Annotated in this window: 19 protein-coding genes and 1 tRNA gene; 7 read left to right on the top strand and 13 right to left on the bottom strand. The window is 57.6% G+C overall.

Annotated features, from left to right (window positions below; genetic code table 11):
* Positions 1-117: 117 nt before the first annotated feature.
* The 4 genes from C4J92_RS27515 to C4J92_RS14035 all read right to left on the bottom strand — a co-directional run bounded on the left by C4J92_RS27515 (position 118) and on the right by C4J92_RS14035 (position 2965).
* The gene (locus tag C4J92_RS27515; RefSeq protein WP_372238394.1) at positions 118-282 is read right to left on the bottom strand and encodes a 2-dehydropantoate 2-reductase N-terminal domain-containing protein; all 165 of its coding nucleotides are present in this window, start codon (positions 280-282) and stop codon (positions 118-120) included.
* A gap of 248 nt (positions 283-530) precedes the next feature.
* Complete coding sequence (catA, locus tag C4J92_RS14045) at positions 531-1460, bottom strand: catechol 1,2-dioxygenase (protein WP_124404276.1); 930 nt, start codon at positions 1458-1460, stop codon at positions 531-533.
* Between the two features lie 48 nt (positions 1461-1508).
* Positions 1509-1799 (bottom strand): muconolactone Delta-isomerase, encoded by a 291-nt coding sequence (gene catC / locus C4J92_RS14040; RefSeq protein ID WP_124404275.1) that lies wholly within the window; start codon positions 1797-1799, stop codon positions 1509-1511.
* A gap of 50 nt (positions 1800-1849) precedes the next feature.
* The gene (locus C4J92_RS14035) at positions 1850-2965 is read right to left on the bottom strand and encodes a muconate/chloromuconate family cycloisomerase (RefSeq protein WP_124404274.1); all 1116 of its coding nucleotides are present in this window, start codon (positions 2963-2965) and stop codon (positions 1850-1852) included.
* 133 nt (positions 2966-3098) lie between these two features.
* Between C4J92_RS14035 and C4J92_RS14030 the strand changes: the two genes are divergently transcribed.
* Together C4J92_RS14030 and C4J92_RS14025 are read left to right on the top strand one after the other, a co-directional pair.
* Positions 3099-3995 (top strand): LysR family transcriptional regulator, encoded by an 897-nt coding sequence (locus tag C4J92_RS14030; protein WP_124404273.1) that lies wholly within the window; start codon positions 3099-3101, stop codon positions 3993-3995.
* 266 nt (positions 3996-4261) lie between these two features.
* On the top strand, positions 4262-5197 hold the full coding sequence (locus C4J92_RS14025; protein ID WP_124404272.1) for a hypothetical protein: 936 nt from the start codon (positions 4262-4264) through the stop codon (positions 5195-5197).
* Between the two features lie 112 nt (positions 5198-5309).
* Here C4J92_RS14025 and C4J92_RS14020 read toward each other — a convergent pair whose 3' ends face one another.
* The 4 genes from C4J92_RS14020 to C4J92_RS14005 form a co-directional block, all read right to left on the bottom strand.
* On the bottom strand, positions 5310-6425 hold the full coding sequence (locus C4J92_RS14020) for a hypothetical protein (RefSeq protein ID WP_124404271.1): 1116 nt from the start codon (positions 6423-6425) through the stop codon (positions 5310-5312).
* Positions 6426-7193: 768 nt separating this feature from the next.
* Entirely contained in the window at positions 7194-8477 is a 1284-nt protein-coding gene (locus C4J92_RS14015; RefSeq protein WP_124404270.1) for an integrase arm-type DNA-binding domain-containing protein, read from the bottom strand.
* 163 nt (positions 8478-8640) lie between these two features.
* Positions 8641-8727 (bottom strand) — tRNA-Leu (locus C4J92_RS14010).
* Between the two features lie 151 nt (positions 8728-8878).
* Positions 8879-9406, bottom strand: a complete 528-nt coding sequence (locus tag C4J92_RS14005) for a DinB family protein (RefSeq protein ID WP_124404269.1) — start codon at positions 9404-9406, stop codon at positions 8879-8881.
* 125 nt (positions 9407-9531) lie between these two features.
* Here C4J92_RS14005 and C4J92_RS14000 point away from each other — a divergent pair, with 125 nt between their 5' ends.
* Entirely contained in the window at positions 9532-10224 is a 693-nt protein-coding gene (locus C4J92_RS14000; RefSeq protein ID WP_124404268.1) for a tellurite resistance TerB family protein, read from the top strand.
* Between the two features lie 25 nt (positions 10225-10249).
* On the opposite strand, the gene C4J92_RS13995 is transcribed toward C4J92_RS14000, so the two are convergent.
* The 3 genes from C4J92_RS13995 to C4J92_RS13985 all read right to left on the bottom strand — a co-directional run bounded on the left by C4J92_RS13995 (position 10250) and on the right by C4J92_RS13985 (position 12431).
* Positions 10250-10861, bottom strand: coding sequence for a LysE family transporter (locus C4J92_RS13995; protein ID WP_124404267.1), 612 nt, complete (start codon positions 10859-10861; stop codon positions 10250-10252).
* Positions 10862-10927: 66 nt separating this feature from the next.
* On the bottom strand, positions 10928-12211 hold the full coding sequence (locus C4J92_RS13990) for an arsenic transporter (RefSeq protein ID WP_124404266.1): 1284 nt from the start codon (positions 12209-12211) through the stop codon (positions 10928-10930).
* A 19-nt stretch (positions 12212-12230) separates the two neighbouring features.
* On the bottom strand, positions 12231-12431 hold the full coding sequence (locus C4J92_RS13985; protein WP_124404265.1) for a hypothetical protein: 201 nt from the start codon (positions 12429-12431) through the stop codon (positions 12231-12233).
* Positions 12432-12602: 171 nt separating this feature from the next.
* On the opposite strand from C4J92_RS13985, the gene C4J92_RS13980 reads away from it, so the two are divergent.
* The 4 genes from C4J92_RS13980 (at position 12603) to C4J92_RS13965 (ending at position 14419) form a co-directional block, all read left to right on the top strand.
* Positions 12603-12818: a hypothetical protein gene (locus C4J92_RS13980; RefSeq protein ID WP_046068240.1), complete on the top strand. Its 216-nt coding sequence runs from the start codon at positions 12603-12605 to the stop codon at positions 12816-12818.
* Between the two features lie 71 nt (positions 12819-12889).
* The gene (locus tag C4J92_RS13975) at positions 12890-13585 is read left to right on the top strand and encodes an AzlC family ABC transporter permease (RefSeq protein ID WP_124404264.1); all 696 of its coding nucleotides are present in this window, start codon (positions 12890-12892) and stop codon (positions 13583-13585) included.
* The gene (locus C4J92_RS13970) at positions 13582-13893 is read left to right on the top strand and encodes an AzlD domain-containing protein (protein ID WP_124362985.1); all 312 of its coding nucleotides are present in this window, start codon (positions 13582-13584) and stop codon (positions 13891-13893) included. Before C4J92_RS13975 ends, C4J92_RS13970 begins: the two co-directional genes overlap by 4 nt.
* Positions 13894-14065: 172 nt before the next feature.
* The gene (locus C4J92_RS13965; RefSeq protein WP_124362984.1) at positions 14066-14419 is read left to right on the top strand and encodes a hypothetical protein; all 354 of its coding nucleotides are present in this window, start codon (positions 14066-14068) and stop codon (positions 14417-14419) included.
* Between the two features lie 121 nt (positions 14420-14540).
* On the opposite strand, the gene C4J92_RS13960 is transcribed toward C4J92_RS13965, so the two are convergent.
* Together C4J92_RS13960 and C4J92_RS13955 are read right to left on the bottom strand one after the other, a co-directional pair.
* Positions 14541-15245 carry a YoaK family protein gene (locus C4J92_RS13960; RefSeq protein WP_124367148.1) on the bottom strand — a complete coding sequence of 235 codons (705 nt, stop codon included), beginning with the start codon at positions 15243-15245 and terminating at the stop codon, positions 14541-14543.
* A 64-nt stretch (positions 15246-15309) separates the two neighbouring features.
* Positions 15310-16944, bottom strand: a complete 1635-nt coding sequence (locus C4J92_RS13955; RefSeq protein ID WP_124404263.1) for an ATP-binding cassette domain-containing protein — start codon at positions 16942-16944, stop codon at positions 15310-15312.
* Positions 16945-16990: the final 46 nt, after the last annotated feature.

Here is a 16990-nt window from a genome sequence, read left to right as displayed (position 1 = left end):
GCGCCATTTCGATTCGCCCATGCGCACCGGGCGCAAAAGGCTGCTTTTTGCTAGATAGCGACATGCACGTGTGGGTCGATATCGCAGGAAAATCCCGTTTTTGAAACGCACTGGCAATCAGGTCCAGATCGTTGTGCAGGGGGGCGCTGTTGTGGAAAAGTGTACCGCTCCAGCATCCTGGGAACGCACCTGAGCGATTAGGGTGACGCTGCAACCTGCGTTATTCAGTCGCGCTGAAAACAGGCATCCCATCGCACGCGTACCGACAATGGCGATTCCCACAAGACCTCTCTCTGCGCAAAACTCATAGCCTGAAGCGAGGGGATGATGGCTGCTATTGATCAGGCGCAACGCCTGTCAGCCGCCGGCAGCAATGTGAACGACCGTGCCCGCGAGTGTCATAACGCGAAAAATGGAGAATACGAAGGCTGCGAAAGCGCAGGACAGTCAGCGCTTTTCGCAGCCTTCGGCAGCGCCCGCGTGAATGCGGTTTGCTGTGATGGAGGGTCAGATGCAGTGCGTTGGGCAGCTTAGTCTTCCAGTGCGCGGACCCGTTCCTGGCGATGTTGCGCCTTGGGTTCTGTGGCGGTTTGCAGGGTGAAGTCGAATTCGATTTCAGCGAAGCGGCTGCTGATACCCTGCGCTTGGGCCTTGGTCTCATCGTCGAAGAAATTGATTTCGGCAATCAGTTCGTCGCGCGTTGCGTAGGCGAAGTCATCGTGCAGGTACTTGTCCCCCGCGAGGTTGATCTGGGTCGTCAGGTGCCGATAGCCAGGCGCAGAGATGAAGAAATGCACATGCGCGGGACGTTGGCCATGCCGGCCCAGTTGATCGAGCAATTGCTGGGTCGGACCGTCCGGTGGGCAGCCGTAGCCTGACGGCACGATACTGCGGAAACGGTAGCGGCCTCCGGCATCAGTCTCGATCCGACGACGCAGGTTGAACTCAGATTGCGAGGCGTCGAAGTACGAATAGGTGCCGCCTGTATTGGCATGCCAGACATCGACAATGGCCCCACTCAGCGGCTGGCCATCGGTGTCCAGCACCCGTCCTTGCATGAACAGCACCGTGCCGTTGTCCAGACCATCATCCAGGCGCGCCTCATGCTTGCTCAACGGTGCGCCGGCCACATACAGCGGGCCTTCGATGGTCCGGGGTGTGCCGCCGACCAAGCCCGCTGCCTGATCTTCGGCGTCCATCAGCAGGTCCAGATAGTGTTCCAGACCCAGGCCTGCCACCAGCAAACCGGCTTCCTGACGGCTGCCCAGTTCATTGAAGTAGTTGACCGCCTTCCAGAACTCTTCAGTGCTGATCTGCAGGTCTTCAATGATTTTGATCGAGTCGGTCAACACCCGATGCACCACGGCTTTCATCCTCTGGTTGCCTTGGTTGTTATCGATACCACTGGCTTGTTCAAAGAACTTCTGCACCTGGGCAGTTTGCGCAATACGGACACTCATGGTTGTTTCCTCATCATCTTGTTTTTATGGCAGTTGTACCGCGTAGCCTCAGCGGTCGTCGTTATGTATCGAAGACGGGTGACGGCACAGCGCCGTGACTTCGATGTCCATGTACGGGTAAAGCGGCAGTTGCATCAGGGTGTCGTGCAGCGCCTGGTTGTCGGCCACGTCGAAGATGCTGACGTTGGCATACAGTCCGGCGATGCGCCACAGATGCCGCCAAGTACCTTCGCGTTGCAGGCGTTGAGCCAGTTCCTTTTCGTCGGCCTTGAGTCGGGCCGCCTGATCAGCGGGCATGTCATGGGGCAGTTTTACGGTCATGCATACTTGAAACAGCATGGTTCAACTCTCTCTTTTTTGATCCGTGGGCCGGTGCGGCTATCAGATGTTCAGCCGCGCTGGAAGCGTTTCAGGCGCTCTTCATCCAGAGCAATCCCAAGGCCTGGCGCGGTAGGAATCATCAACTGAAAATCTCGATAGATCAGCGGCTCGACCAGAATGTCGTGGGTCAGTAGCAAAGGACCGAACAACTCTGTGTGCCATTCAATGCAGCCCAGTGTGGCAAAGGCATGGGCCGATGCCAGAGTGCCGATACCGCCCTCGAGCATGGTCCCGCCGTACAGTGCGATCCCGGCCGCCTCGGCGATGGCGGCTGTGCGCAACACCGCACGCGGCCCGCCATTTTTGGCGATTTTAAGCGCAAACACTGGCGCGGCAGCTGCCTTGGCCAAAGCAAAGCTGTCTTCGACGCTTTCAATGGCTTCGTCAGCCATGATCGGCACCGGGCTGCGTGCGCTGACCCGCGCTTGAGCCTCGCGATCCTGGCGTGGAATCGGTTGTTCAATCAGATCAACGCCGGCATCGCCGAGCATCTGACAGCCGCGAATTGCCGTGGCTTCGCTCCAGGCCTGATTCAGATCGACCCGCACGCTGGCCCGGTCACCCAGTGCGCGCTTGATAGCGGCCACATGGGCAATATCCTTTGCCGGTTCGCCAGCACCGATTTTCAGTTTGAAAATGCGGTGGCGGCGGATATCAAGCATCCGCTCGGCTTCCTCAATGTCTTTTTCGGTGTTACCGCTGGCCAGGGTCCAGGCGACCTCCAGGCCATCGCGGACTCGACCGCCGAGCAATTCGGCAATCGGTAAGCCCAGACGTTTGCCTTGCGCGTCCAACAAGGCAGTTTCCACTGCCGATTTGGCAAAGGTGTTGCCACGTACCACTTTCTCGATGCGCAACATGATCGCGTTAAGATTGGTGGCATCCTGGCCGATCAGCAGCGGTGCAATGTGCCTGTCAATATTGGTTTTGATGCTTTCCGGGCTTTCAGTGCCGTAGGACAGGCCGCCAATGGTTGTGGCCTCACCGTGCCCTTCGATGCCATCGCTGCAGCACAGACGCAGAATCATCAGCGTCTGGTTTTGCATGGTGTGCATCGCCAGCTTGTGAGGGCGGATGGTGGGCAAGTCAACGATGTAGGTATCGAGGCTGATGATGCTGATCATAGGCGGATCCTGATCGGGAGCGGCTGCGTAAGCCAATATCCCTTGGGTTTGTATTTATAGTACTGAGAGATTGCATCGCCACAGCCTTGGGGTCCAATATTGAAAGAGTCTGGTTTTATACCTGGGAGGTATCGTGGAACTGCGTCATTTACGCTATTTTCGCGCCGTCGCGCAGACCCTCAATTTCACGCGTGCAGCGCAGCAGTTGCACCTGGCCCAGCCGCCGTTGAGTCGGCAGATCCAACAGTTGGAGGAAGAGCTGGACGTTGCGCTGCTTGAGCGCAGCCGGCCGTTGCGCCTAACGGACGCGGGCCGGTTTTTCTATGAGCACTCGGTGCAATTGCTAGAGCAGCTGGAGCGGGTCTGCGATGACACTCGGCGTATTGCTCAGGGGCAACGGCGCTGGTTGGGGATCGGATTCGCGCCGTCGACGCTGTACGGCGTGCTACCTGAGCTTATCCGACGCCTGCGCAGCGATGCCGGTATCGAGCTGGGTCTGTCGGAAATGGTCACGTTGCAGCAGGTCGAAGCCCTGAAAAACGGGCGTATCGATATCGGTTTCGGGCGCATCCACATCGACGACGCCGCCGTGGTGCAAAAAGTTATACATCAGGATCCGCTGGTCGTGGCGCTGCCCGCCGGGCACCACTTGCTGGGCGCGGCGGTAAGCATGGAGCAATTGGCCCTCGAACCCTTTGTGCTTTATCCCGGCAATATTCGCCCCAGCTATGCCGACCATGTGCTGCAGCTATTCGCTCGGCATGACTTGAAGGTGCGCGTGGCGCAAATCACCAATGAACTGCAGACCGCCATCGGGCTGGTTGCGGCGGGTATTGGCATTACCCTAGTGCCGGCTTCGGTGCAGCGTTTGCACCGCGACGATATTGGCTACTCGCCCTTGTTGGACCCTTTGGCGACTTCGCCGATTATCGTCAGTTACCGGGCAGGGGATGAGTCGGCGTTGCTGCAGCAGTGCCTGACGTGGATCACCAAATTAGCTGCATCGACGTCGCTCGCCGCTGAAGTTTAGAAGGAGCCATCGTTGAGGCACAGCGCTGTCGCGCAACAAACATCGGACCAGTAAGAGCGACGTGGGAGTCGGAACGACTTCCATTCAAACTGTGGTCTCCGCAGCGATATAAAATTAGGTTCCCAAGGCGCAGCTTATCTGCCTACCCATAATCATCCTAGCTGAGCCAATCCGGAGTAAATACCCTCAGGACGGTTTACCCCAGAACTGAAAAAATGGCAGCATGGTACTTTTCAAGGACTGACGGTAGAGGCGAGAAATCAGTTATGATTGGCTCAAAATTACAACAGGCTTTTCTCACAACATCATTGGGTTTGAAAAAAGAAGTAGATCTTTTTCGAGCATTTATTAGTGCCTTTAATGCGCTCGGAACTGACGCGCTAGCGAAGGAGTACCATGGTAACCGATATCAAGTTACGTTCAGCAACGGTCGCGGTGCCGGACGAACGTTCCCTCGCTGCGAGTTATGTGACGTAATGATCATAAATTATCCGGTTGGTGATCCTAGTGCCGCTCGAATTACTTTCAATCAGGCAAAAGTTACTGACACCGCTCTGCGGTGTCATCAGGTATTTTCAAAGATGGCGCCTTATAGCTTTCGTGCAAACTTAGAACAGTGGGACCTGCTTTCTAATCGTCCTTATATAAGCTCTGCGTCGAGATTTTTTTACCCCCCGTCGAACTTGCTTTCTGACGCGCTTCTTCCGTCTGTAGGTACATTTGGTGTGTTCTACCCAGTAGGCACAAGTTTCGACTTTGCGTATCTGGTGGCAGATGGTCTCGCTGCGCGTAATAACAACGCTAGCCGATCTGGAACCCTTCTGTGGGAAACTCCACTGCTGCAACTTCGTGTCGTTGGGACCCATGGCGAGATAACAGGAGCGTGCTGCCTCCGGCAGTTCGGGGACGCATTGGAGCAAAACCTCATTGGTACACCTATCTCAACCCTCATATCGGGTTCATCTGGGCACGGGGCTGCTCAAATGCGGGCTTGGCTTCACGAGGTTTTATTGTCGCTTCAGCGGGAACACCCAGACTCTACGCTGCCGGAAGAACTCTTGAACGGCCTCCAGTTGGGCCAAGATGAGGGGCAGGACACTACAAAAAAACGTCCACAGTCCCTATCACTTCCTCGGGCCATAGTGTTGACTAGGTCGGGTGGCCGCGACATGGAAAAAGAGACAGGCTTATTCCACCGATGAGGTTGGCCTATCACCCTCACAGCGCTCTCTGAGTTTTTCAATTCCGGAGAGCACCTCCATCATGATCTGTGACATGAGAATAGGGCCAAGTGTGATCTCACCTCAAAAAACGTCATTCTTGCATGCGTTTTTCTATCGCCTGATCAAAGCTTTTCACGTTGTGCCTCAGAACGTGATCAAGTCTTTTGTAAATTCGATAAAGCTCTTGGTGATAACCTTCTTTAGCATACCCGTTGACAAAAATTATTGAGTCGATGAACGTATGCTTCACCGAGGCTGCTTCCTTTCGATCCTGAAATCGCTTTAATCTCCCCAAGCTGATTTCAAGAACATAACCCTTGAATCGATCATCGATTTTGTTTGAGAGTAAAATGCATTGGATAATGGTCCCCAGCGCCTCACCGGCCTGTTTAGATATATACTGACCATCAAAGCCAGGCTCATTAATAATCTGGCCTGTTACGAGAGATACATCCACTTCAAAGCAATCATCAATCCAATTTGAGGTAATGCTGACAATCTCATAAAGCAAGAAATGAAAAGGTGTAGGCCACTCATGGGTTGAGTCGTCAGGCTGCTGATCTCGTAGCTGCTTAAGTATCTTGTCAGTGAAATGCGTGAAATAGAATAGCCAGAGGTGGTCTTGTGTCCCTTGGTGTATTCCTTCATGAATCATGATTTCGAACAGTTTGATGCCCGCATAGATGGGGCACCGGTACTTACCCGTCTGTTCGTAATACCCTAACGAACGATTATAAGCTTCGATAAGCTTCTGATCTTCATCGATAAATCTACAAACATTTTCGCCAATAGGCTGATACAAGGCTAGGTGGTCTACGGTGGTTATATCTTTAAACAAGAAGTGAAGAATACGGTTCGAGCGCGGCAGGGAAAGCCTGTACCTGCCATTCAAGTTTCGATTATTTTTTAACTCGCTGTACAGCAAGCTGTTGCTGTCAGCGATGAGTGCCGACACAAAAAGTTCTGTAAATTCCTCGCGGACCACCTCAGGAATCGACAAGATTTTGAGGCAAAAATAAGGATGACACACAGATAAGTACGCAACAAATTGCGGTTGGTTAAGAATAGTTTTCAGTAGAACCTGCGCCTTATCCGCAAGGCTATCCTGGGCCGAGAGCTTCGAGTCTAACCGGGTAAGGACTGACCGAAGACATGATTTAACTGCACCTTCGCGGGCCTCGCAGAGATGCAGTTCGCCGTTCTCCATACGGAGCTCCATGGGCCAAAACTGTAGTACCGCCCTACGGACCGAATGGCCTGCTCAAAAACCAGGTAGTGGACCAGCAGTAATACCCCTATCGCAATACACCAGTCAAACCAGGACATTCCCAGCCGAAAACGCAGGCGAGTGCTCGATGGCACCACTGCCCAAACAGCCGCGATCAGCCCCAATATAGTGATTAATACGCTGGTATCGATTGCAGAGGTATTCGGCATAAGCGCGCAAGGCCAAGTGAGATGATGGGCGTTGAATCATACCTGTTCATTCATACAATTTGCCTCAAACTGGCGATTCAATTCGAGGCTTAGAACCCGAGCTTTTGACCCCGTCTGGTCCAGCGGCTATTCAACCAAACGTATCCAACCTTCAAGTGCCGATGAATTTGCGGGCCTGCCAGAGAACGAAGCAGTGAAAGTCGAAGCTCATGAGTGATCTCAAGCGGAAGCCATGTCTAGTGAAACTGGATCTGTTTTTTCGGTGGGGACCCCATCCCCTGTTGATCCTGACACCGCCGGCTTGATGATCGTTCATCCGATTGGCTGTGGGTCGAATCAAATCGCGTAGCCCGAAGCGCCCCCTGTTTGGCCCTTGATACCCTTCAAAAACAAGTCCAGAATTGAGTCTCTTCCTGCTTCGGAAAGAAAGAAACCCCTTAGATTTCAACGAGTCGTATACCAGATACGAGTCTCGTTTCCGGACCCATATCCAAACAGCCTCTTCGAGTGATGATTACTCTATATGCCGGTTTAGTCTCTACGAGCGATTTCGTTTGGCAAACTCGTGTGGAGTGAAATATTCGTCATGGTTCGCTTCCAAATACTGACTCCACCAATTCATGATCAGCCCTCTCTCTTCAATGAATTCAGCTTTATGAATATAAGCTGCCCGAACATTGTTGCGCTCTCTATGGCTCATTTGTCGTTCAATGGCAGTCTCTGACCACAGTCCTGATTCGATAAGTGCACTGCAGGCCATCGTACGAAAACCGTGCCCGCAAATTTCAGACTTAGTGTCATACCCCATCGCCCGCAGAGCTTTGTTGATCGTATTTTCTGACATAGGCTTGCGGGGATTGGCGTCGCCGGCAAATACCAGTTCGAACCCGCCCGTCAGGGATTGAATTTGCTTCAGTAGGGCAATCGCTTGCTGTGACAATGGCACCAAATGGACATCCCCCGCCATTTTCGTACCTCGCGTTGAAAAGCTGACGCCTTCCAGTGCCGGCCGTGTGTCCGGGATTTCCCAAATGGCACGTTTAAGGTCGAACTCACTCCACCGGGCAAAGCGCAACTCGCTGGAGCGGACGAATAGATGTAGTGAGAGCATTACAGTCAACCTTGTGAGTGTGCGACCTGCATAGCGTTCAATCCTCTCCAGCAGTTCCGGAAGGCGCGATAGAGGGAGAGCAGGGCGGTGAGTCACTCGCGGGGGTTTGACTGAGCCTTCCAAGTCGTAGGCAGGGTTTACGCTGATTAGGCGGGCACGCTTTGCCTCGCGCATGATGTTTAGCAGGTGGTTTTTCACGCGCAATGCAACGTCCATGGAGCCTGTTTTTTTAATGGCCTCCAGTGGCTGCAAAAGGTCGTAGGTGTCCAGTCCGGCGATCGGATGAGCGCCAATGAGCGGAAAGACATAGGCTTTCAGGCGGCGTAAAACCGCTTGAGAATGGCTCTGTGTCCACTTGGCAGACATTTCTTTATGCCAATCTAGGGCAACGCTTTCAAACGTGCGGCCCTTGGAATCCGCTTCGGCCTTGGCTTTGTGTTTGCTTTCTATGGGGTCGATGCCGTGTACAAGCAATCGCTTTGCCTCAAGCCGCATGGCTCGTGCATCCGTCAGGGTGACAACTGGGTAATTGCCGAAAGAGGTTAAGCCTTCCTTGCCATTGGGTTTGACATACCGCATCCGCCAGCCTTTGCGTCCGTTGGTCTGAACGAGCAGATAAAGGCCATCACCATCGAACAGCTTGTAGGCGCGGTTTCGTGGCTTGGCTGTGCGACAAGCAGCATCAGAGAGTGGGGTTGTAGTGCGCGACATAAGGGTACACCTCTTTGTCGAACTGACCTTTACCCCAAAATATTACCCTTAAAAACACTGGAATCAGCTGGAAACCGACGGACTACCATAAACGAAAAAACCCACCAAGAGGCGGGTTTTAAAGGGTTTCACGGACGTTGATGGCTGTCAGTGGAACAGAAGATGGTGCCCGAACCCGGAATCGAACCGGGACGCCCTTACGAGCGGGGGATTTTAAGTCCCATGCGTCTACCAGTTTCGCCATTCGGGCGGTAGCGCGGTGCAGCAGGGTTGCGAATATATAGATCCAGCGGCTTCGACGCAACCTCGATGCACGCTTTCCTGCACAAACCGACATCCGAAAAAACCTGCCAGATCAGTGATCTACAAGAAAAACACGATGGGCAAGATCAACGCCGCTCTCAGTCAAACAACGCCAGTAGATCAGTATCGCCCACATCCACGCCGGCCTGACTCAACAACGTGGTCACCTGGCCACGATGATGTGTCTGGTGATTGAAAAAATGCGCTACCAAGCCGAAGAACACCTTCTCAGCTGCGGCACCACGCATGGTGTGGTAGCGCAAACGCTGGTCCAGGTCGGTTTCCTGCAGGCTGTCGGCCCAATTGAGGATCAATTGATCCAGCCAGGCACGCTGGGCCGAGAGTTCGCGTATGTCTGCGAACGCCAGCTGCCTCAGGTCGACGGGTGTGGCGATGGCGCTCAGGGGGAGCAACGCGGAAAAGCCTGCCGGGTGCTCGGCAAAGCGCTTGAGCCAGACCGTATCGCCCAGCACCAGGTGATTCAAAGTGCCGAGGATCGAGCCGAAAAACGCTTGTCGGTTCGCAGCCAACGCCGCGTCTGTCAGCTTGCCGGCGGCTTCGTAGACCTTGCTATTCATCCATTGGTTGTAGTTGGCCATCAACCCAATGTGCTCAATGCGGTTCACCGATGCGTCCTCTCGAATGGCGGGGTGGCGCCATCATAAAGCTTGCCCGCCCGGCGGTCATGGTGTTCCATCGGAGGCGGACTAAGGTTGATTTAACGCCACTATGCGCCCTGGAGGACGACACCATGAATACCAGCGATCTACTGGAACAACTGTTGCGCGGCGCGGGGCAGGGCGGTGCTTCTTCGGGCGGCGGGTTGGGCGGTCTGCTTGGCGGGCTGCTCAAAGGCACCAGCGCCGGCAACGCTTCGGCCGGCGGCGGCCTGGGTGGACTATTGGGTGGGCTGGGGGGCATGCTGGGCGGTGGCGCGGCAACGCGCCCGGCGCAAGGGCGCGCCGGTGGTATGAACTATGCTGCGTTGGCTTCTCTCGGGATGATGGCGTACAAGGCGTATCAGGCCTGGCAGAGTCAACAGGCGAGCCAGCCGCAGCAGGCCTTTCAGACGGCCGATCAGCTGTCGGGCGCGCAAATCGAGGCGCACAGCCACGCCGTGTTGCGCGCACTGATCGCTGCCGCCAAGGCCGATGGCCGGATTGATGCGAAAGAACAGCAGCTGATTTCCACTGAGCTGGGCAAGCATACCGATGACCCACAATTGCAGGAGTGGCTCGATGCTGAAGTCGCCAAGCCTCTGGATGCGGCGGATTTCGCCGAGTTCGCCGCCGACCCGGCGTTGGCGGCCGAGGTGTATCTGGCCAGCGTCATGTTGGTGGATGACCAGCAGGACGCGGAGCGCAATTACCTCGACGATTTAGCCGCTCAGTTGCAAATCGATGCGCAGTTGCAAGTGCAGCTGGAGCGGCAGACCAAGGCCTGATACCTCACCGTCGCGCCCCGGCCTGTTAAATACCCTGCGCCGCGAGAATGGCCAGATAAATCAATACCAGGCCACAGGCGCCATAGCTGATGCGTTGCCAAGTTGGCGAAGCATTCTTGCGCAGCACGTTGACCAGCGCGGCAGTTAGAAAGCATGACAGCACCGACGCCAGCATGAAGCCGGCAAAAAACATAAGGGTTTGCCCATGGCTTGGGGTGGTGCCGACGATGCCCGACAACGCGCTGCCCAGGGCGCCCCAGTAGACGATGTTCTTCGGATTGGCCAGTGAGATCGCCGCGCCCACTGCCAGGGCGTTTTTTCCGGAGCTGGCGGGTGCACTTTCGACGTGCGGTAGCTGCCACGCATCCACCAGGCTGCGGATGCCCAGCCAGGCCAGGTAGAGCGCGCAGACCACCGTCAGCGGCACGCGCACCGCGTCATGCTGGATCAGCAGCGCGATGCCAGTCAGCCCGATCACCGCCCAGACCGCATCGCCCACCAACGAGCCAATCTGCACCAACAGGGCCGGTGTGAAACCGTAGAGCAAGCCACGGCGCAGGGTTTCAGCGAGCACCGCGCCGGGAGACAGGCAAAACACAAAACCGAAAACCAGCGCATAGAAAAAGATCGTCAGCATGCCCGCGTCCTTTCGAGAAAGTGCGAGAGCATACGTCAGTGTCGAGATGAATGAACACTGCGTCCTTTACACACTCAGGCGCAAGGCCAGGGCGGCAAGGGTGATCAACAGCACCGGCACGGTCAGCACAATCCCGACCTTGAAGTAGTAACCCCAGGTGATGGTGATGCCTTTGCGCGCCAGAATATGTAGCCACAGCAAGGTCGCCAGGCTGCCGATAGGGGTGATTTTCGGGCCCAGGTCGCTGCCGATCACGTTGGCGTAGATCATTGCGTCCTTGACCACGCCCACGGCATGGCTCGACTCGATGGACAGCGCGCCGATCAACACCGTTGGCAGGTTGTTCATCGCCGAGGACAACAGCGCGGTGAGCACGCCGGTGCCCATGGCCGCGCCCCACACGCCGTAGTTGGCGAAGGTGTCGAGCCAGGTGGCCAGGTAGTCGGTCAGGCCGGCGTTACGCAAGCCATAGACCACCAGGTACATCCCCAGGGAGAAGACCACGATCTGCCACGGTGCGTCTTTCAGTACTTTGCGCGTGGAAATCGTGTGGCCCTTGGCGGCAATCACCAACAACAGCACGGCGCATACTGCGGAAATCGCACTGATGGGAATGCCCAGCGGTTCCAGCGCGAAGCAGCCCACCAGCAAAATACCCAGCACCCACCAGCCGGCGCGAAAGGTCGCACGGTCGTGGATGGCGCTGGCGGGTTGTTCCAGGCCGGCGGGGTCGTAAGACTGCGGAATATCGCGACGGAAAAACCATAGCAGCATGGCCAGGGTCGCGGCGACGCTGACCAGGTTCACCGGCACCATCACGGCGGCGTATTCATTGAAGCCGATCTTGAAATAGTCCGCCGAGACGATATTCACCAGGTTCGATACCACCAGCGGCAGGCTGGCCGTGTCGGCGATAAAGCCCGCGCCCATGACGAATGCCAGCGTCGCCGCCGGCGAAAAACGCAGTGCCAACAGCATCGACATCACAATCGGGGTGAGGATCAACGCCGCGCCGTCATTGGCGAACAACGCCGACACCAAAGCGCCCAGCAGCACCATATAGGCAAACAATCGCCGGCCCCGGCCACGCCCCCAGCGCGCCACATGCAGCGCGGTCCAGGCAAAGAACCCGGCTTCATCCAGCAACAGGCTGATGATGATCAACGCGACAAAGGTGCCGGTGGCATTCCAGATGATGTGCCACACCACCGGAATATCCGCCAGGCTGATCACCCCGCAGGCCAGGGCCAGGATCGCGCCCAGGGAGGCGCTCCAGCCGACGCCCAGGCCCCTAGGCTGCCAGATGACCAGCACGATGGTGAAGATGAAAATAGCAATTGCGACAAGCATGAATAAACGCTCCGATGGCTCAGCAAGTGCTGGCCTGTTGTGATCTGTCGCCCATTGCATCCAGACGCCGCGCGTCGTTTTGCAACCCTGGCGGGCTGTCATCCAAGGCATGGATCAGTTCGTCCACGTAAAGTTCGCGTTTGCGCAGGATCAATCGCATCAGCTGTGCTCGGGTGGCGTTGGCCAGGCATTTAAACAGGGTAGGGGCCGACCTATCCATGGCGTTTGCCTGTCTGCGGCTTCGTACAGGCGGATAAGCCTCAATGTAAGCCAAATCCTGATTTCGTTTGACGTGGATCAACTGCCTCCTAATCAGCCACAAGTGATTGAAATTAAACTGAAACACGAATGTCCTAAAGTGCCGCCCATTGCTGATGAAGGAAGATCCCGCGTGACCCGAGCCACTCGTAACCTGCGCAAGACCCTGGATTCCGTTGCGGAAAATAACGAAACCGCCGCGTTCGACCTGATGCGTGCCGTCGAAAAACTCGGCGATGAGGTGCTGCGCCAGCGCCTGCTCAACACGATTCACCGGTTGAACCAGGACGCCTACGAACTGCGCGAAGCGCGCGACTCGGTGGAGCTGGTGTCGGTAAAGCTCGCCTGAGCAAGATCGTTCAAGACAAGTGCCTGGGCGCGCTGGCATGCTTGCCGACTGTCTGTCGATGAGCCCCTTCCATGCCTACTGCCCTCCCTCATGACGCGTTCACGCGTGGCGCAATCGCTGTTATTCCGTTATCCCTGGCCTGTGCCCCCTGGGGCTTGCTCGCCGGCTCAATGGCAATCGATGCGCAGTTCACCCCGCTGCAAGCCCAAGGGTTGTCCGCCATCGTGTTCGCCGGTGCCGCTCAGTTGGTGGCGATCGGCATGGTCAAAAGCGGCGCGAGCCTGATCTCCATCGTGCTGACCACCTTGCTGCTGACCTCCCAGCACTTGCTCTACGGCATGCACATGCGCCCGACGCTGTCCTCGCTCAACACCCGCTGGCGCATGAGCCTGGGCTTTCTGTTGACCGACGAGTTCTTTGCCCTGGTCAACCACTATGACCGCCAGACCTTCAATCGCTGGTATGCCCTGGGTGTCGGCCTGACGTTCTATATCATCTGGAACCTGTTCACTTTGGCCGGCATCGTCCTGGGCAAAAGCATTCCCGGGCTGGACCAGTTGGGGCTGGAGTTTTCGATTGCCGCAACCTTTATCGCCCTGATCACGCCGGTAGTGCGCGACGTGCCGACGGTGGTCTGCGTCGCCGTCTCGCTGTTGTGCTCGGTGTGGCTGAGTTACCTGCACTGGGAATCGGCGGTGGTGGTCTCGGGGGTGTTGGGGATGAGCGCCGGGTTCGTCTGCAAGCGCCTGGGAGTAGGCCAGCGATGATCTACCTGATGATTGTGGCGATGGGGTTGGTGGTGTTTTTCAATCGCTACCTGTTTATCGAGCCGCGCCTGCCGGTGCGGCTCAATCGAGGGGCGCGTGAGTTCCTCGGGTTCGCCGTGCCGGGCATGCTTACCGCGATTTGCGGGCCGATTATTTTCATCAAAGACCACCAGCTCAACCTGAGCCCGAGCAACCCCTATCTGCTCGCCGGAATCTGCGCCGTGGCGCTGATGATTTGGACGCGCAGCGTGCTGATCACGGTGTTGTCGAGCATGGTGTTGTTCTATCTGTTGCGCTGGTGGTTGTGAGCCGCAGGCGAAAAAAAGCCCGCGGGAGGGCGGGCAGAAGGAGGACTTCTTGAAAATGAGCCTGGCCACTATAAGCGGCCGGTTTTGCCTGCACAGTGAAACAAAATTCATGGGCGCGTCAGTTGGCGGCGGCGCAATGGTAGAGTCACGGTTTTTCCAGGGAAGCACGAGCATGCATAAAGCGGTGATAGGCGCATTGGTACTGGCAGCACTGGCCGGTTGCGCGGGTTCGAAGATGAAAGAGGCGCGCGCGGGCAGCCCTTACAAGACCATGGCCTCGGACAAGGCTACCCTGGTGGTCGCCCAATGCATCCAGTACGGCTGGCAGGACGAAAGCGTGTTTGGCGTCGACGCCGGCGGCTTCAAGGAAGCCACCGAGGCCGGGGGTTTCACGGTGTACACCACCGGCGGTGACTACTTTGTGGATGTGCTGAGCACGGGCGCAGGTTCTACCGTCAAGTATTACGCTGCAGAAGACACGATGCCCGCCAAACGCCGTTTGGCCGCACTCGCCACTTGTCTTTAATACCTTGCCTTGGTCATATTTGGCCTATTATTCAACCGCTCGCCCGACGTAATGGCTCTTTACCGGTACACGGATGTCGAGGCTTAAACGTCGGGCGGGCACCTCCTTCCGGGGCCACTGTTCAGCGTGGCATGAAGCCCAACTGCCAGCGTCGCGGAATCGCCAGGGTCGCCAGGCCCAATAGCCCCGCCAACGCACCGCTGACCCACAGGGCGCGCAGGCCGATCTGCTGCTCCAGCAGCGCGCCGATCACGGCGCCGATAAACATCCCCGCCCAAGGTATCAGCTGCATGCGCCAGCCATTGCGGCGCTCGCCCAACAACCAGCGGCCCAGCCCGCGACCGAAACGCGACAGCGCCCCCGTGACATAGGTGAGCCCTACCGGCACCCCGTTCACTTGCTCGACGGCCGCGTTGAGCATGCCCATGGCGATAATCGCCGCTAACAGGGCGGGCAGGGTCTCGGCCCATGGCAGCAGCGCCGCGCCGCAGAGCAGCGCGCCGATGCTCAGCAACAAGGGCAGCGCGCGACGCTTGCTTACGCGGCTGACAACCACGCCCAAGGCATTGCCGACGATGAAGGTGGCAACCAGCAACAGCAACCGCCCGGTAAGGCCAAGGTCACCCGCACTGATCGCAACCGCCAGGCGCGTGGTGTTGCCGCTCATGAACGAGACAAAATCGCCGCTGGCCATGAAACCAATGGCATCGGTCATGCCTGCCAGTACCGACAGACCGGCCACCAGCATCAAGCCCACACGCCCGCGCCAGCGCTGTCGATGGGCGAGCGCGGCGTTGGCGTAAGGCTTGGCGGGCGAAGGCAGCATAGGGCTTTCCAATGAAGTTATTCGGCCACTACCCTAGGGCGCTTTGCGTGTGCGCGCAATCACCTCACACCGGCTCCAGGCGCCAGCCCGTGCTATGCCAGCTCAAGTAATGGCTGGGCTCGGTCGCCTGCAGGAAGGCTTCATCGTGGGACACCACCAGCAATGCCCCGGTAAAACCTTTCAAGGCCTGTTCAAACGCACTCACCGTCTCCAGGTCGAGGTGGTTGGTCGGCTCGTCCAACAGCAACAGTTGCGCCGGCACCCCGCGCCACAAAGCGATCGCCATCGCCGCTTTCAACCGCTCGCCACCGCTGAGTTGGCCTGCCGGCTGGGTCACCCGCGAGGCATCCAGTTGCAGCAAGGCCAGGCGCGTGCGCAATTCGGCTTCGACCAGTGGCGTGTCGAGCAGGTTGAGCTGTTCGACGACAGTGCGCCGGTCATCCAGCAGCGTCAGGTGCTGGTCGATATACGCGCAGGGCAGCGCCACCGTGCACGTCCCACTGAGCGCTTGCCATTGCCCGGCAAGCAGCTTGAGCAGAGTGGATTTGCCGCAACCGTTAGGCCCGCGCACGGCGACCCGCATGGGGCCGGTCAGGTCAAGCGTCAGAAAGGTGGAAGGTGCCTGCGGATCCAGCCAGGGCAACTGTGCCTGTTGCAGGTTCAGGACCTGGCGGCCGTTGGGCACCGCCGCACCCGGCAAGGCCAACAAGGTCGGCGTCTCATCCACCACGCGCTCATAGGCGTGGCGCACCTGCGCGTCGAGGGTGTTTTTGTGATCATGATGGGCGCCGCCCAGGGTGCTGACGATTTGCGTGGCCGCGCTTTTCCATCGTGCCTTGGTAAACCGGTCGACGTTGGCGGTCGCTGCGTATTGGCGTGCACGCGCCGCGTTGCGCTGCAGGTTGTCATGGTCTTTTTGCAAGCGTCGACGTTCGCGGCTGCGCTGTTCGCGGGCGTATTCCCATGCCGCGATAGCCGCCTGCCGTTGTGTGTCGCGTTGCTGAAGATAGGCATCGTAGTTGCCGCCATACACCTGCGCACCCAGGGGCGACAGTTCGATGATCCGGCCCATGGTGTTGAGCAGTTGGCGATCATGGCTGACCACCATCAGGCCACCACGCCATTGCGCTAATTGCTGCAGCAGCCAAACGCGCCCGAGGCTGTCGAGGTGGTTGCTGGGTTCGTCGAGGATCAGTAACGGCGGCGCCGCCAACAACGCGCCGATCAGCGCCACCTTGGCCAATTGGCCACCGCTGAGCCGGTCGGCCCGGGAAGCCGCGCTGAGCGAGGGCAGTCCCGCCGTATCCAGGGCCACGCGCAGGCGTTCGGCGAGGTCCCAGCGATCATCGATCCGTTCAAGATCACCGACCACGCCTGTGCCCTGGGCCATGCGTGCAAGGGCGGCCAGGCACTGGGTGGTGCCGGTGATATCGGCGACGGTCGCACCCGGCCGCACCGCCACGGTCTGGGGCACGTAAGCTACCTGGGCCGGTGCGTTCAGCGTACCGGAGGAGGGTTGCAGGATGCCGGCGATCAGTTGCGCGAGGATACTTTTGCCACGCCCGTTGCGACCGACGATGCCAGTCGGTGTGTGGTCGATGGACAAGGTGAGGTCTTCCAGCAAGGTTTCGCCATTGGCGAACTGGAAAGACAGGTGTTGCAGGGAGACCAGTACGGGCAGCCGGTTGACGTGAGTCATCAGCACCTCCAGGAAAATGTCGAACAGGCCAACAAGCGCGCCAGGC

Origin of the sequence: Pseudomonas sp. R3-18-08 (genome assembly GCF_003852065.1) — a bacterium.
GTDB lineage: Bacteria > Pseudomonadota > Gammaproteobacteria > Pseudomonadales > Pseudomonadaceae > Aquipseudomonas.
The sequence above is the reverse complement of the archived record's forward strand: the minus strand, read 5'-3'. Positions and strand labels throughout refer to the sequence as shown.